We start from the raw sequence: 13201 nt of genomic DNA, 5'->3' as shown, positions 1-13201 counted from the left end.
GTCCCGTACGACGAGTACGGGACCGGGGCGGCCGTCGTCGTACCGGCGGACAGGAGATCTGCTACCGGGAGTCGCCGGACCCGACGCCGGTGATCCGTTCCAGGGACGAGATCCACGGGACCCAGTCGCGGAGCCCCGTATGGTCGGCCAGCCGCTGGACGGGGAGGCAGTCGGCGCGGCGGTGGCCCAGGTTTCCGGCGACCTCCCGCACGATGCCCAGGAGGGTGCCCCCGGCGAAGACGGGCGCGCCGGAGAGCCCGGAGAACGAGGTGGGTCCGCCGATCGCGACGAAGGCGGCGGTGTCGTCGAACTCGAAGACCATGCCGTCGGGGCGTAAGGGTTCGCCGGGCTGCCTGACCGTGCCGGTGTACGGGACGAGGTCGGGCCGGTCGTCGTCCCCGGCCGCCCGGAATCCCAGTATCCGGCAGCCGCGCAGCGGGCGGTCGGTGGCGAGCGTGCCCAGCCGGGGGCGGATGTCGAGCCGTCCGCCGGGGACCAGCAGGACGGCGGCGTCGAGCCGGTCGTCCGACCAGCTGACGCGGAAGGTGCCCGCGAACGGCGATGAGGGTTCGGAGACCAGGGCGGTGTCCTGGTCCCCGATGACATGGGCACAGGTCAGTACCAGGTCGGGGGAGATGAAGACTCCGGTGCCCTGGCTGTGGCCCCGGACCACCACCATGGTGGTGCCCAGGCCGGACCGGGCGTGGATCATGGGGTGCCGTCGGCGGGGCCGGGCCGGCCGAAGTCGGTGGCCACGTCGAGGTCGTCGTTGCCGACGAGCCAGGAGTCGCCGGTACGGGCGCTGCGCGGGGTGAGGGTGACGGCGACCCGGTGCGTACGGCTGCTGCCCCGGCTGTGATCGGCGCCCGCGTCCACGACCAGGGCTCTGATCCGGCCGCCGCCGGTGGAGTCGCGGCGCAGCTCGACGGTGAACTCCAGCTCGATGGTGTCGACTTCGAAGCGTACGGGGGTGCCGTCGGCGCGGGCCGCGGCGGTGACGAGCTGGGCGCGTACGGCGTCGACGGCGTCCGCGAGGTCGATTCCGGCCTCGATTCCGGTCTCGGCGCCGGGGTCGGTCTGGGGCATGGGAACCGCCGTTCTGTCGGAATGCGCGGAATGGATGGAATAGGTGGAATTTAACGAGAGGTGTGGGTGGCGCGGTGGCGCGGGCTTCAGGGTGTGGTGCTGAGCCGGGCGCCGAAATGTTCGTGGCCGGTCAGGAGCAACTGGTCGGTGTGGTCGGCGTAGACATTGATCCGCAGCTCGGGACGGGAGTCGTGGAACGGGCCGAGGTCGAGCCGGTACGGCGAGATATTGGGCGGTGTGGTGATCCGCAGGGCCGTCAGATGGGGGAAGGCCCGGGCGATGACCTCGGTGTCGGGCGCGGACGGCGGACCGAACAGCAGCAGGTCGGTGATGTGCGACGAGGGGGTGGCGGCGCTGTCGAGATCGGTCCCGGAGTCCAGCCGCAGTGTGTGCAGCTCCGGGATCCGGTTCGCCACGGCCGTCAGCGCCGACAGCCGCGCCGGTGAGCTGACCATCAGACTGGCGGGTTCCCAGCCGGCCAGGGCGTCGTACGACAGCTCCGCGTCGTCGACGATCTGGAGGGTGTGGACCCGGGGGCGCGCGCCGCGCAGGGCGAAGACCCGGGCGTCGGTGATGAGCGATTCGAGGGTGCGGTCCGCGAGATGGGCGAGGCTGGTCAGGGCCGGGCAGCCCAGCAGTCCGAGCCGGTGGACCGACGGCCGGTCGGCGATCACCCGGAGATCGGTGAGGACGGCGTTGTCCTCGAAATAGACGGTGAGCAGTCCGGACTCGGGCAGGGCGGCGCGCAGGGCCGGGACGGGGTGGTTCCCGTGGAGGGCGACGGAGCTGACGCCGGTGATGCTCTTGAGCAGACCGAGGTGCTCGGGGGTGGGGACGGGCAGCCGGATATGGCGCAGATCGATCCGGTCGAGGACCTCCCGCGCGTACTCCTCGGCGGGGAAGCTGCCCCAGGCGCGGGCGAGAGCGCCCCGGATGACCGGTTGGGAGACATCGGTGAACTCCCGGAGCAGGGGGATCGCGGCGGCCTCGCCGACCCGGGCGTGGACGCCGATGACGAGCCGGTCGGCGGCGGCGTCCCCGGAGGGTCCCGGCAGCAGCGGCAGTACGTACTCGCCCAGCTCGGCCAGGAGATGGGACTCCTCGTCGCCGCTGGGCGGCATCACGTCCCGTACCGCCCGTTCGGCACGGGCACGGGCCTCCGCGTCGAGGAAGACGGCGTTGGCGGCGCACTGGCCCGCGAGGATGCGCAGCGGCCTGGCCTGCGGCTCGGGAAGGGCGTCGGCCTTCTCGATCAGCCGGGTCACCAGCCGGCCGACGCGGCGGTCGAGATGGCCGACGGACAGCAGGATGACATCGCGCCACAGCTCGTCCCCGGCGCGTCCGACGAGTTCGCCGACGCTGTCGGTCTCGGACAGCTCCTTCGCGGCGAGATAGTCCTGGAACGTGCGGTGGATGAACTGGATGGTGGCGCCGGTGCGCTGCTGGAGCAGTCCGCTCCGGTTGATCAGATGGGCCAGGATCCGGTGGGCGCCGCCCTGTTCGCGGATCTGCGGCATATAGCCGGTGGCCTTGTCGATCTGCTGGACCGCCTCCGCGGGCGTGAACTGGGTCTGGCCGCAGCGCACCAGCCAGACGGCGATGTGCTGGAGCAGCAGTTTGTGCTCGTCGACGCCGATGGTCAGCCCTTCGGGGGCGTCGATGCCGCGTTCCCGGTCGCGTTTGCCGAGGAGCATGTCGAGGGTGGCGCGGTACAGCTCCCAGCGGGTGTGCGGGAGCCGGCCGCGCCGTTTGCGGTGCAGGGCGCAGATCACGGCGCACAACAGGGGTGTACGGGCGAGGTCGCGCAGCACCCGGTTGCCGGTGAACTCGCGGGTGAGGCGCTGGCTCAGCTCGCCGAGGCGCCGCAGCTCGGCGGCGGCCCGGCCCTCGTCGCGGCCCGCGTACTCCAGTTTGGCGGCGCGGTGCCAGGCGGCGACGAAGGCGGCGATGTCCTCGTCGCTCATCGGCAGGAGCAGCAGATCGCCGAAGCCCTCCGCGGTGAGCCAGTCCTTCTCGACGGCGCCGGGGCGGACGGTGGCCAGACAGCGGGTGTCGGGATAGCGGGCCAGCAGCCGGGTGAGCCAGCCGCGGGCCCGGTCGCGGTCGCCCTGGGGGAGTTCGTCGAGGCCGTCGACGAGGAGCAGCGCGCGGCCCGCTTCGAGCGCGCGTTCGGCCCAGCCGTCGGGGGCCCGGCCGACGGGGAGGTCGGCGGCGTGGGCGAGGGCGTCGGGGGCGGGGAAGCCGCTGCCGTGGGCGCGGACGCTGCGCATCGGGACGACGAACGGGATCAGTCCGTTCAGCTCGTCCAGCTCGGCGGGGAGGGTGTCGCAGGCGGCGTGGGCGGCGAGCCGCCAGACGAGGGTCGTCTTGCCCGCGCCCGCCTCGCCGCGGAGCAGGGTGCGGGGATTGCGGCCGATGAGCTGCTCCACCCGGCGCCGGGCGCCCGCCGCCGGGCCCGGCGGCTGGGTTTCGAGGAGATTGCGCAGCCGCTGCTCGGCCTCCCTCGTCATGACGAGGGGCTTGTCCCCGGACGGCAGGCCCAGATCCACCACCTGGTCGTCGGGCAGGGTGTCCCGCAGCTCGGCCAGTAACTGCTGGGGCGTACGGCGCAGCCCCTCGTCGAGATCGGTGGCCTCCAGGCTCAGATACGCGGTGTCCAGGTCCCAGCTCGACTCGCTGACGCCCAGCTCGTCGATCCCGAAGATCTCCGTCTTGCCGTACTGGGCCTTCACCGCGCCCGCGTACCGCTCCTCGTAGGGGGCGTCCGCGGGGTCGAAGCCCGACATGTTCTCCAGCCGGGGGTTGACCGGCAGCAGGTCGAAGGCCCAGTTCCGCAGGGCGTCGATCGGTACGGCCTCCAGCTGCTGGCCGGGGGCGCCGTTGACCCGGGCCACCATGCCGAGCAGTACGGGCCCCGCCAGGACGGGCGCCCCGGAGAGCCCGGCGAGCGGGGAGCGGCCGTCGGCGAGCGGCGGGCCCGGGGTGTGGTCGAGCCAGAGGGTGAGGGCGCCGCGGGCCTGTCCCGCGACGGGCAGGACCGTACCGGTGTACTGGCCGAAGTCGAGCTTGTTGCCGCCGTAGCGCTGATGCCCGGGGAAGCCGGTGGTCTGGGCGCCGGGAAGGGGATCGTCCCTGGTCAGCCGGGCGATCCGGAGGCGTCCCAGCCGGTCGTCGGAGACGATGTCGTCCTCCGCGCGCAGCAGGGCGGCGTCCCGGCCCGGCCAGAGCTTCACGATGTCGCAGCGGACGGCGCGGGAGCTGGTCAGATGGAGCACGCTGGGCGCTCCGTGCTGCCCATTGAGGACATGCGCGCAGGTCAGCACGTATCTGGAGGTCAGCAGGACGCCCGTGCCCTGCTGGCCGCCGAGAACGGCGACCACCCGCATGGAAGGGCCGTTCCGCACGATTCCACCCCCGTTTGCCACCCCGGTTTCCCCTTTGACATTAGTGGCGCGGGCCACAATTCCGCCGCCGAATCCGTGACAAGGCACACAGGCCGTTTCGGCCCTACTAGCCGGATTAGGAGTGGTGTTCGGAAGGGCCCGGAGGGGCGGAGCCGGTGCGGGGGCCGGGATGGGGCGGTCGGGGGCGTTCGGAGCCCTCCGGCCGGTCCGAGGGGTGCGGCGGGGGTCCCGGTCCACCGTACGTACCGGGCGTTAAACCCCCATTCGGAGGGGAAATCCCGGGCTTTTGGATCATGCGTCACGGCAATGATCGAACGCTGTCAATGGGGTGAGTCACTGCTCCGCGGCTACGACGGAATGTCGTAGTTGGGGGGTTTGAGGTGAAGTGCCGGAGTCGGTTACCAAGGGATGGCAGCAACACGCCCCCGGCGCAATTCCGCGTCGGGTCCCTTTCTGTCCGGAGGCTTTCTCATATGACGCGCGTCACCTCTCGTTTCTCCCGCCCGGCGTTTCTCCGCACCCGCGCCGGCGTCCTTGCCGCAGGTCTCGGAGCGACCGCCGTGCTCGGAACGGGTGCTGCGTTCGCCGTAGAGGCCACCAGCTCCCCCTCCGCCGCCCCCGTAGAGGCCGCCCCGGCCGCGAAGCCCGCCGAGGCGAAGGCCGCCGCGCCGGTCAAGACCGTCCCGGTGAAGGCCGCGGCCGCCCCGAAGCCCGCCGCCGCGCCCAAGGCCGCCGCGCCGTCCTGGGTGAAGCCCGTCGGCTCGTACGCCCTGACCGCCACCTACGGCAAGGCCGGCAACATGTGGGCCAGCAACCACTCCGGCCAGGACTTCGCCGTCCCGACCGGTACCCCCGTCGTCTCCATCGGCGCCGGTACCGTCGTGAAGGCCGGTCCGAACGGTGCCGGTGACGGCCCCGCGTACGGCAACGCCGTCGTGATCAAGCACAACAACGGCAAGTACTCGCAGTACGCCCACCTCTCCACGGTGAACGTCTCCGCGGGCCAGTCCGTCAAGGCGGGCCAGCTGATCGCCAAGTCCGGCAACACCGGTAACTCCAGCGGTCCGCACCTGCACTTCGAGATCCGTACGACCCCGAACTACGGCACCGCCGTCGACCCGGTCTCCTTCCTGCGCTCCGTCGGCGTCGGCCTCTGACCGACGCGGTAACCGCGGTACCGACCGGCCCGACCGCGCCGTACGCGACCGCGTACCGGCCGTGACGGCCACCCCCCCGTGCGCCACGACCCCGAGGACGGCTACCCGCCGCCTCGGGGTCGTGGCGTTCTGTTACGAGGCCGGCTCCCGGCCCTCGTACCCGGGCCCGGCTCCGGGGCCGGGCCCCATAGGCCCCCGGCCCCGGTCCCGGCTCCCGGTCAGCCGTCAGTGGTCAGCGGTCGAGCTTCCGGACGGCGTCATCGGGCAGCATCGGGAAGCTGCCCGTGTTCGTGGGGGCGTGGTCCGGCAGCCACAGCACGGCGATCGCGCCCCCGGCCTCGCCCGCCTCGGCCGGGGCCCGGGACCCGCCCGTGGCCTTCGGAGCGCCCGGGGGCGGCTTCGGGGCGTTCCGGCCCTCCGGGGCCGCCGGGGCCGCCGGAGACCCCGGGGACCCCGTCGCCGGGCCGGGGACCGCCGTACGGCCGCCCGGCGGCCCGCCCGGCCCCGCGTTGCGGAACGTCAGCCGCGCCCCCAGCACCCTGGCCTGCCCGGCCGCGATGGTCAGCCCCAGCCCGTGCCCGGTGCCCGCCCGGTCGCTCGCCCCGGTACGGAACCGGCTCGGCCCGTCCCGCAGCAGCGCCTCGGGGAATCCGGGCCCGTGGTCCCTGACCCGTACGACCCGCCCCTCGACCGTGACCTCGATCGGCGCCGACCCGTACTTGGCGGCGTTCGTCAGCAGATTCAGCAGGATGCGCTCCAGCCGCCGGGGATCGGTCGCCACCCACGACTCGTAGACGACCTGGACCCGTACGTCCGGGTTGAGCTGGGCGATCCGGCGGCTGACGAACTCGCCGAGCGCGAAGTCCTGCAGCTCGGCCCGCTCCGAAGCGCCGTCGAGCCGCGCCACCTCCAGCACGTCCTCGACCAGGGTCCGCATGGCCTGCGCCCGGTCCCGTACCAGCTCGGAAGGGCGCCCCGGCGGCAGCAGCTCGGCCGCCGTCAGCAGCCCCGTCACCGGGGTCCGCAGCTCGTGCGCGATATCGGCGGTGACCCGGCGCTCGGCCTCGATGCGCTCGTGCAGCGCGTCGGTGAGCGCGTCCACGGCGTGCGCGAGATCGTCGGTCTCGTCCCGGACGACACCGCCGATCGCGTCCCTGACCCGGACCTCCGTATGGCCAGCGGCCACCGTCCCGGCCGCCGCGGCGGCCTTGCGGAGCCTGCGCGAGATCTGCCCGCCGACCAGCACCCCGAGGGCGCAGCCGCCGACGACGACCGACACCGAGCCGATGATCAGGGCCCGGTTGAGATCTCCGAGGATGGTGGCGTTACGGCCGGTGAACTGGATCCGCAGGGACATCACGTTCCCGTCCACCGTGGGGACCGCGGCCCAGATCTCCGGCGGCCCTTCGCCGGAGTCGACCACATAGGTGCCCTTGCGGTTCTGGGAGACCAGCCGCCGCAGCTCCCGCGGCAGCTCGGGGTCGTTCAGCCTGGCCCCGAACCGGGGCTCCTTCGGCTTGGACGTGTCGTACCAGCGCTGGGCGAGCTGGACCCGGTCCATCTGGACGTCGCGGGCGTTGTCGAGCATGGAGACCCGGGCCGCGTTGTGCACCACCAGGCTCAGGGCGACCGCGATCAGGGTGCCCACGGCGGCGATCGCGATACTGATCTTCCAGCGGATGCCGGTACGGAGCACGGGACGGCGCCCGGACCGGGGCCGCGCGGCGGAAGGACCGGCGGCCCGGCCCGGCGCGATCCGGCGGACCAGGGCGCGCAGCCGCCCGGAGCACGCGACCGCGGCAGGTCCGGGCGCCGGTCCCGACCCCGTAGCCGTACGGTCGGCACCACCGGTGGTCGTACGGCTACCGGCGCCGGAAGCACGGGCGCCGCCGGAGCCGTCCCGACCCGGCTCGGCGGAGGTGTCCGGCTCGTCCGGACCCGTCGCGGTGCGCTCCTTCGAAGGCCGCTTCATCCCTTGAGCTTGTAGCCGAAGCCGCGGACCGTCTCGATCCGGTCCTGGCCGATCTTCGTCCGCAGCCGCTGGACATGGACGTCCACCACCCGGGTGTCGCCGCCCCAGCCGCCGTAGTCCCATACGCGTTCCAGCAGCCGGTCCCGGGAGAGCACGGTGCCGGGCGCCGCCGAGAACTCCAGCAGCAGCCGCATCTCCGTCGGTGTCAGCGCCACCGGCACACCGCCCTTGCGGACCTCCATACCCTCCGTGTCGATCACCAGATCACCGAAGGTCAGGACCGGGCCCTGGCCGCCGGGCCCCTCGCCGGGACCGCCGACGTCCCCGCCGCCCGCGTGCCCGAAGCGGCGCAGCACCGCCCGGATCCTGGCGACCAGCACCGCGCCGTCGAACGGCTTGGTGACGTAGTCGTCCGCGCCCGCCTCCAGGCCGAGGACGACGTCGATGGAGTCGGCGCGCGCCGAGAGCATGATCACCGGCACGGTCGACTCGTCCCGGATCCGGCGGCACAGGCTGACCCCGTCGAGCCCCGGCACCATCACGTCGAGCAGCGCGATATCCGGACGGCAGGCCCGGAACGCCTCCAGGCCCAGCAGCCCGTCGGGCATCGCGGTGACGACGAAGCCCTGGCGTTCGAGGGCCAGCTGGGTGGCCTCCCGGATGACGTCGTCGTCCTCGACGAACAGGACATGGGTCTCGGCCATCGGGTCTCTCAGCTCTTCTCGCGGTTCGTTCCGGCCGCCGGGTCCGGGGCGACCGGGGCGGCGGGCACGACGGGGGTCAGGGGGGAGTGGAAGCGGGGCCCGAGGGGGACGGTGTCGCCGCCCGCCGACGTACCGGAGGACGTATCGGAGGCACCGATGGCGCTCTCGGGGGGCGGAACGGACGGGGCCGTGCCAGATGCCCCGCCCCGTGTGCCGCCCTGCTCGATCCGCGTCCCCGGCTCCGTCTCCTCGGTGCGCTGGTAGGCGTCACCGTCCTCCGGCGGCAGAGTGCGGTACTGGGTGCGCGTCCAGTGCGTCTCGACGAACCGGCCGCCGTCCGTCCCGGTGGTCCAGCGGTACGTCCGGATCTCCTCGGCCATCGGGGTGGCGATCGGATCGGCGTTCTCGTACACCTGCTGGGTGACGACGAGATCGCCCCGGTCGATCGTGGAGAAGACGGCGGGTTCCACCCGGGCGAAGACGTTCCGGTAGTCGGAGCCGTCGAGCCGGTAGACGTAAGTGGCGATGGCTATCGCGTCATCGCAGGTCATGATGTTGACGACGACATCGGGCGCGGTCCCGCCGGTGAGATGGCCGACGGCCGTGTCGACCGGGTACGTCCCCTCCACACACGGCTTCAGATCCGCCTTGATCCCCGCGTCGACCTTGGGGTCCTTGCGGAGCAGCGCCACCGGGTCGGGCATCTTCGCCTTCGCCGCCGAACCGGGCGAACCCGGCCCCGACGGTGTCGGGACACCCGAACTCGCCGACCGGCCCGCGTCGCCCGCCGCCGGTCCGTCGTCCCGCAGACCGGTACCGCCCGTCGAACACCCCGCGGCGAACAGGACGAGGACGGCGAGCCCGGCCATCGCCGTTCCGCTCGCCGCCCATCGGCTACCGCCGCGTCCGCCCGTCAGGCCGCGCACCGCTCCTGCCCCCGTCCGTCCTGCCGCTGTCGCACCACCCGGTCCCGCGTCCGTACGGTCCCCTGGACCTGAACCGAGCCCCGGACCGAGCCCTGAACCGGTCCGGGAACCCGGACCCGGACCCGGTCGCGCGGGTCGGCCGGCTCGCGGGAGACACGGGGCGCCCCGGACTCGGCGGCCCTGACACCACCGCCGGTACGCACGGCCCGCACGGCCCGCTCGCCGAGCTGAAGGTCCTCGCACTCCTGCGCCCGGCTCTCCAGCTCCTGACGGAGCCGGGCGAGCGCCCGGTGCAGAGTGCTCTTCACCGTACCGGTCGACATGCCGAGCGCGGCAGCCGTCTCCTCGGTACTCATCTGCTCCCAGTGCCGCAGCACCACGACGCTGCGCTGCTTCGGCGCCAGCACCTTCAGAACGTCCATCAGCAGGGCCCGGTCCGCGCGCTGGTCGGAGCCGTCGTCGACCGAGGCGTCCGGCAGCTGCTCGGTGGGCACCTCCTCCAGCTTGCGGGCCCGCCACCACTCCGTCCTGGTGTTGATCATCACCCGGCGCAGATAGGCGTCGGCCAGCGACTTGTCGGCGATGCCGTCCCAGCGGCCGTAGGTCCGGACGAGGGCCGTCTGCAGGAGGTCCTGCGCGTCGACCGGATCCGGCACCAGACGGCGGGCGCTGCGCAGCAGCGCGTCCTGCCGGGTGCGAACGTACTCCTCGAAGCCGAGCACCTCACCCTGTGCCGCCATCCCGACCGCCTCCACCCCGTGTGTCCCGTGAACCGAACGCCACCGCGGCTTCCGCGATCCGCGTCGCTCGGCACTTCCTGTCCTTGCCGGTCCTTGCGAGACAGAAGTTACGGAGTGGTTGTCACGGCGCTGTCGTGTCCACCCGACGGCGGACGCACGGCCGTCCATCGGTTGTGTAACAGCGGATGTTTCGGCCCGTGACGGACGGGGAACGGAGGAAGGCTCCTTTTACGGGGCGCCCGTCAGGCGTTCTTTTACGGGGCCGGAGGCGGGGCCGGTGCCGGGGCCGGAGCGGGGCCGGGGGCGGGCGGATCCCACCGGTCCCGCGGGTCAGCCCGGCAGCCGGTACAGGCCGCCGTCCAGCGGTTCGACCAGCCCGTCGGCGACCAGTCCGTCCAGCGCGCGGGCCCGCTGCACGGGCTCGTGCCAGACCGTGTCCAGCGCGGCCTGCGGCACCGGTTCGCGGGACGCCCGCAGCACCGCGAGCAGCTTGCCGCGCACCTGACGGTCCGTACCGGCGTACGTCTGGCCCCGCCGCGCGGCGCCCTGATGCGCCGGCTTCCCGGCGAGCCGCCAGGCGCACCGCTCGGCGATCGGACAGCGTCCGCAGTCCTCGTTACGGGCCGTGCACACCAGCGCGCCCAGCTCCATGGAGGCGGCGGCCCACTTGGCGGCGGTCCCGTCGTCGCCCGGCAGCAGCGCCCTGGCCAGCTTCCGCTCGGCCGCGGTGGTCGCCGTCGGCGGGTACTGGATGCCGGTGGCGGCCCGTGCGAACACCCGGCGGACGTTGGTGTCGAGCACGGCGTGCCGCTGGCCGTACGCGAAGGAGGCCACGGCCGCGGCCGTGTACTCGCCGATCCCGGGCAGCGCCAGCAACTGGGCGTGGTCGCTCGGTACGTCACCGCCGTGCCGCTCCGCTATCGCCTGCGCGGCCCCGTGCAGCCGGAGGGCGCGGCGCGGGTAGCCGAGCCGCCCCCAGGCGCGGACGGCCTCCCCCGCGGGCTCGGTGGCGAGATCGGCGGGCCTGGGCCAGCGGGCCAGCCACTGCTCGTAGACGGGCAGGACCCGGTTGACGGGGGTCTGCTGCAGCATGAACTCGGAGACCATCACGCCCCACGCACCCGCCTCGGGGCGGCGCCAGGGGAGATCGCGGGCATGGTCGTCGAACCACGCGATCACGGGGCTGTGGAGGGACGCGGCGTCGGAGGCGGCGGGCAGCTCACCGGCGGGGGCGGGGGCAGTCGTCGTGTCAGTCATGGCCCGTCGATCCTGACACGTCCACGGGGAGCCCCACCGCAGCCGCCCCGTCCCGTCGGCTAAGCGGTGGAGCCCGTCCGGCCGTGTGGCGCAGTCCCTTGCCCCAACTGGTCCATGAGCCCGGCCCCCGGTAGCCCCTTGCTCTCCGGCCGCGGCCCGCCGGTGGCCTACCGGGCGCCCGGGCCCGTGAACCAGGTGAGCGGGGTCGAGGCACTGGCGCGCATCGATGTCAGCAGGCCCGTCGCCGGCCGCGTCAGCGCGAGCGTGAAGACCGCCGCCACCCCCGCGCCCAGCACCAGACCCACCGCCACATCGTGCGGATAGTGCACCCCCACGAACACCCGCGAGAAGCCCATCAGCAGCGCCATGGGAACGACGAGCGCCGCGATCCGGGGCCAGGCCAGCACCAGTGCCACCGCCGCCGCGCCCGCTATGGACGCGTGGTTGCTGGGGAAGGACCAGTCGCCGGTCGGCGGGCACGGCACCAGCGACGCCGCCGCGTCCTCGACGGTCCGGCAGGGCCGCTCCTCGTCGAAGACCGTCTTCAGGGACTCGCTGACGACGTACCCGGTCGCGGTCGCCAGGGGCGCCAGTACGGCCACGGCGAGCGCCCGGGCGTCCGCGACGCGCGCCCGCCACCAGGCGACGACGAAGAGCACCCCGAACAGCAGCAGCCCCGCCTCGGTCCACAGCTCGGCGAGGTGCTGGAGCCAGGAGGGGGTGTCGTGGGCGAGGTCGGTGATGTCGCGGTAGAGGCCGCGGGTGAGGGAACTGTCCATGCCGGGGAAGGTACCGACAACCGCCGGATCGTTTCCTCCGGCGATCGGCAACGACCACCCCCGACGAAAGTAAGGGGTGCGCCCTCGGCCATCCGGGACGGAATCCCGCCGGAAACCGGTCTCCGAACCCCGTCGCCGGAATGATGATCCGGAGAACTTCGGACGAGTGCGGCGGGTGGGACGGGAGTTGGGCCGGTCCTCTCGTAGAGTTGCCCCGTGGGATCTCTGCGCAATCCGATCGGGCCGCTTCCCTCCTCCATCTACTGGCGACGGAGGGCGGTGGCGCTGGCGCTGGCTGCGCTCACGCTCATCGTCGTCGTGTGGATGCTGATCTCGGGTGGAGGAGACGACGACAAGACCGACGGAGCCAACAAGAGTTCCCCACCGGCCTCTTCGATCACCCCGGGCCCGAAGCAGTCGGGCCCGGCGATCAGCAAGCAGCCCGGCGGGCGGGACGAATCCGGCGACGGCGGGGACTCCACCGGCGGCGATGCCACCGGCGGCACGGGCGGCTCCGGCGATTCCGCCGGGTCCGGCGACACCGGCTCGGACGGCGGTACGAACCAGGGCTCGAACGGCTCGGGCGGCACCGGTGGCACGGGCGGCTCCGGCGGCTCGGCGGGTCAGCCCGTCCCCGCGGGCTCGACCCTGCCGAACTGCTCCACGGGCGCCCTCAAGTTGAGTCTCGCGCCCACCAAACTGACCTACGCCGTGGGGGAGAAGCCCGGATTCCGGCTGACCGCCGTGAACTCGTCGAGCGCCGACTGCAAGGTCGACCTCGGCCGGTCGTCCGCGGTGCTCACGGTGACGGACTCCGACCACGAGCAGGTCTGGTCGTCCGACGACTGCCCGCGCGACCAGGCCCGTATGCTGCTGAAGGTCCCGGCGAACTCCACGATCACCCACACCTACGAGTGGGACCGCTCCCGGAGCACCGGACAGTGCGCCACCCCGTCCCCGGCCCGGGTCGGCGCCGATACGTACCTGTTGGAGGCGGAGTTCCCCGGCGAGTCGGTGAGCCCGGCGTCGTTCGTCCTCGCGAAGGACTGACGGAGTACCGGCGAAGGACCGAAGCGATACGCGAACGGGGGCGGCGGGGGGGGGTGAACGGCCCCCCCCCCCCCACCCGAACCAACCCAGGGAAAAAAAACAGACCCACACAGGAAGACCGGGCCC

At 73.1% G+C, this 13201-nt stretch carries 11 protein-coding genes; 2 read left to right on the top strand and 9 right to left on the bottom strand.

Features of this window, described 5'->3' with window-relative positions:
- Nucleotides 1–61 precede the first annotated feature (61 nt).
- The 3 genes from ACFXG1_RS27100 to ACFXG1_RS27090 form a co-directional block, all read right to left on the bottom strand.
- A complete protein-coding gene (locus tag ACFXG1_RS27100; RefSeq protein WP_384744926.1) occupies nucleotides 62–712 on the bottom strand; it encodes a serine protease in 651 nt (216 codons plus the stop codon).
- A complete protein-coding gene (locus ACFXG1_RS27095; protein ID WP_384718899.1) occupies nucleotides 709–1086 on the bottom strand; it encodes a trypco2 family protein in 378 nt (125 codons plus the stop codon). Before ACFXG1_RS27095 ends, ACFXG1_RS27100 begins: the two co-directional genes overlap by 4 nt.
- An 86-nt stretch (nucleotides 1087–1172) precedes the next feature.
- On the bottom strand, nucleotides 1173–4490 hold the full coding sequence (locus ACFXG1_RS27090) for an NACHT domain-containing protein (protein ID WP_384718897.1): 3318 nt from the start codon (nucleotides 4488–4490) through the stop codon (nucleotides 1173–1175).
- 473 nt (nucleotides 4491–4963) lie between these two features.
- Between ACFXG1_RS27090 and ACFXG1_RS27085 the strand changes: the two genes are divergently transcribed.
- A complete protein-coding gene (locus ACFXG1_RS27085; RefSeq protein ID WP_384718895.1) occupies nucleotides 4964–5647 on the top strand; it encodes a M23 family metallopeptidase in 684 nt (227 codons plus the stop codon).
- 232 nt (nucleotides 5648–5879) lie between these two features.
- On the opposite strand, the gene cseC is transcribed toward ACFXG1_RS27085, so the two are convergent.
- The 6 genes from cseC to ACFXG1_RS27055 form a co-directional block, all read right to left on the bottom strand.
- Nucleotides 5880–7619 (bottom strand): two-component system sensor histidine kinase CseC, encoded by a 1740-nt coding sequence (cseC, locus tag ACFXG1_RS27080; protein WP_384744924.1) that lies wholly within the window; start codon nucleotides 7617–7619, stop codon nucleotides 5880–5882.
- A complete protein-coding gene (gene cseB, locus ACFXG1_RS27075; protein ID WP_384716751.1) occupies nucleotides 7616–8323 on the bottom strand; it encodes a two-component system response regulator CseB in 708 nt (235 codons plus the stop codon). The genes cseC and cseB overlap by 4 nt, the downstream gene beginning before the upstream one ends.
- A gap of 8 nt (nucleotides 8324–8331) precedes the next feature.
- Entirely contained in the window at nucleotides 8332–9249 is a 918-nt protein-coding gene (locus ACFXG1_RS27070) for a hypothetical protein (RefSeq protein WP_384716754.1), read from the bottom strand.
- Nucleotides 9237–9989 (bottom strand): SigE family RNA polymerase sigma factor, encoded by a 753-nt coding sequence (locus tag ACFXG1_RS27065; protein ID WP_384716757.1) that lies wholly within the window; start codon nucleotides 9987–9989, stop codon nucleotides 9237–9239. The genes ACFXG1_RS27070 and ACFXG1_RS27065 overlap by 13 nt, the downstream gene beginning before the upstream one ends.
- 330 nt (nucleotides 9990–10319) lie before the next feature.
- The gene (locus ACFXG1_RS27060; protein WP_384716760.1) at nucleotides 10320–11246 is read right to left on the bottom strand and encodes an A/G-specific adenine glycosylase; all 927 of its coding nucleotides are present in this window, start codon (nucleotides 11244–11246) and stop codon (nucleotides 10320–10322) included.
- A 167-nt stretch (nucleotides 11247–11413) separates the two neighbouring features.
- Nucleotides 11414–12025 carry a phosphatase PAP2 family protein gene (locus ACFXG1_RS27055; protein WP_384716763.1) on the bottom strand — a complete coding sequence of 204 codons (612 nt, stop codon included), beginning with the start codon at nucleotides 12023–12025 and terminating at the stop codon, nucleotides 11414–11416.
- A gap of 216 nt (nucleotides 12026–12241) precedes the next feature.
- On the opposite strand from ACFXG1_RS27055, the gene ACFXG1_RS27050 reads away from it, so the two are divergent.
- On the top strand, nucleotides 12242–13075 hold the full coding sequence (locus tag ACFXG1_RS27050) for a hypothetical protein (protein WP_384716766.1): 834 nt from the start codon (nucleotides 12242–12244) through the stop codon (nucleotides 13073–13075).
- Nucleotides 13076–13201: the final 126 nt, after the last annotated feature.

This window comes from Streptomyces sp. NPDC059248 (genome assembly GCF_042753905.1).
GTDB lineage: Bacteria > Actinomycetota > Actinomycetes > Streptomycetales > Streptomycetaceae > Streptomyces.
This window is presented reverse-complemented; position numbering and strand designations above follow the sequence as displayed.

What these genes read in the sequence shown, in the direction of transcription:
- ACFXG1_RS27100 (WP_384744926.1), bottom strand. Translation starts at nt 712, where the DNA reads ATGATCCACGCCCGGTCCGGCCTGGGCACCACCATGGTGGTGGTCCGG.
- ACFXG1_RS27095 (WP_384718899.1), bottom strand. Translation starts at nt 1,086, where the DNA reads ATGCCCCAGACCGACCCCGGCGCCGAGACCGGAATCGAGGCCGGAATC.
- ACFXG1_RS27085 (WP_384718895.1), top strand. Translation starts at nt 4,964, where the DNA reads ATGACGCGCGTCACCTCTCGTTTCTCCCGCCCGGCGTTTCTCCGCACC.
- cseC (WP_384744924.1), bottom strand. Translation starts at nt 7,619, where the DNA reads ATGAAGCGGCCTTCGAAGGAGCGCACCGCGACGGGTCCGGACGAGCCG.
- cseB (WP_384716751.1), bottom strand. Translation starts at nt 8,323, where the DNA reads ATGGCCGAGACCCATGTCCTGTTCGTCGAGGACGACGACGTCATCCGG.
- ACFXG1_RS27065 (WP_384716757.1), bottom strand. Translation starts at nt 9,989, where the DNA reads ATGGCGGCACAGGGTGAGGTGCTCGGCTTCGAGGAGTACGTTCGCACC.
- ACFXG1_RS27060 (WP_384716760.1), bottom strand. Translation starts at nt 11,246, where the DNA reads ATGACTGACACGACGACTGCCCCCGCCCCCGCCGGTGAGCTGCCCGCC.
- ACFXG1_RS27055 (WP_384716763.1), bottom strand. Translation starts at nt 12,025, where the DNA reads ATGGACAGTTCCCTCACCCGCGGCCTCTACCGCGACATCACCGACCTC.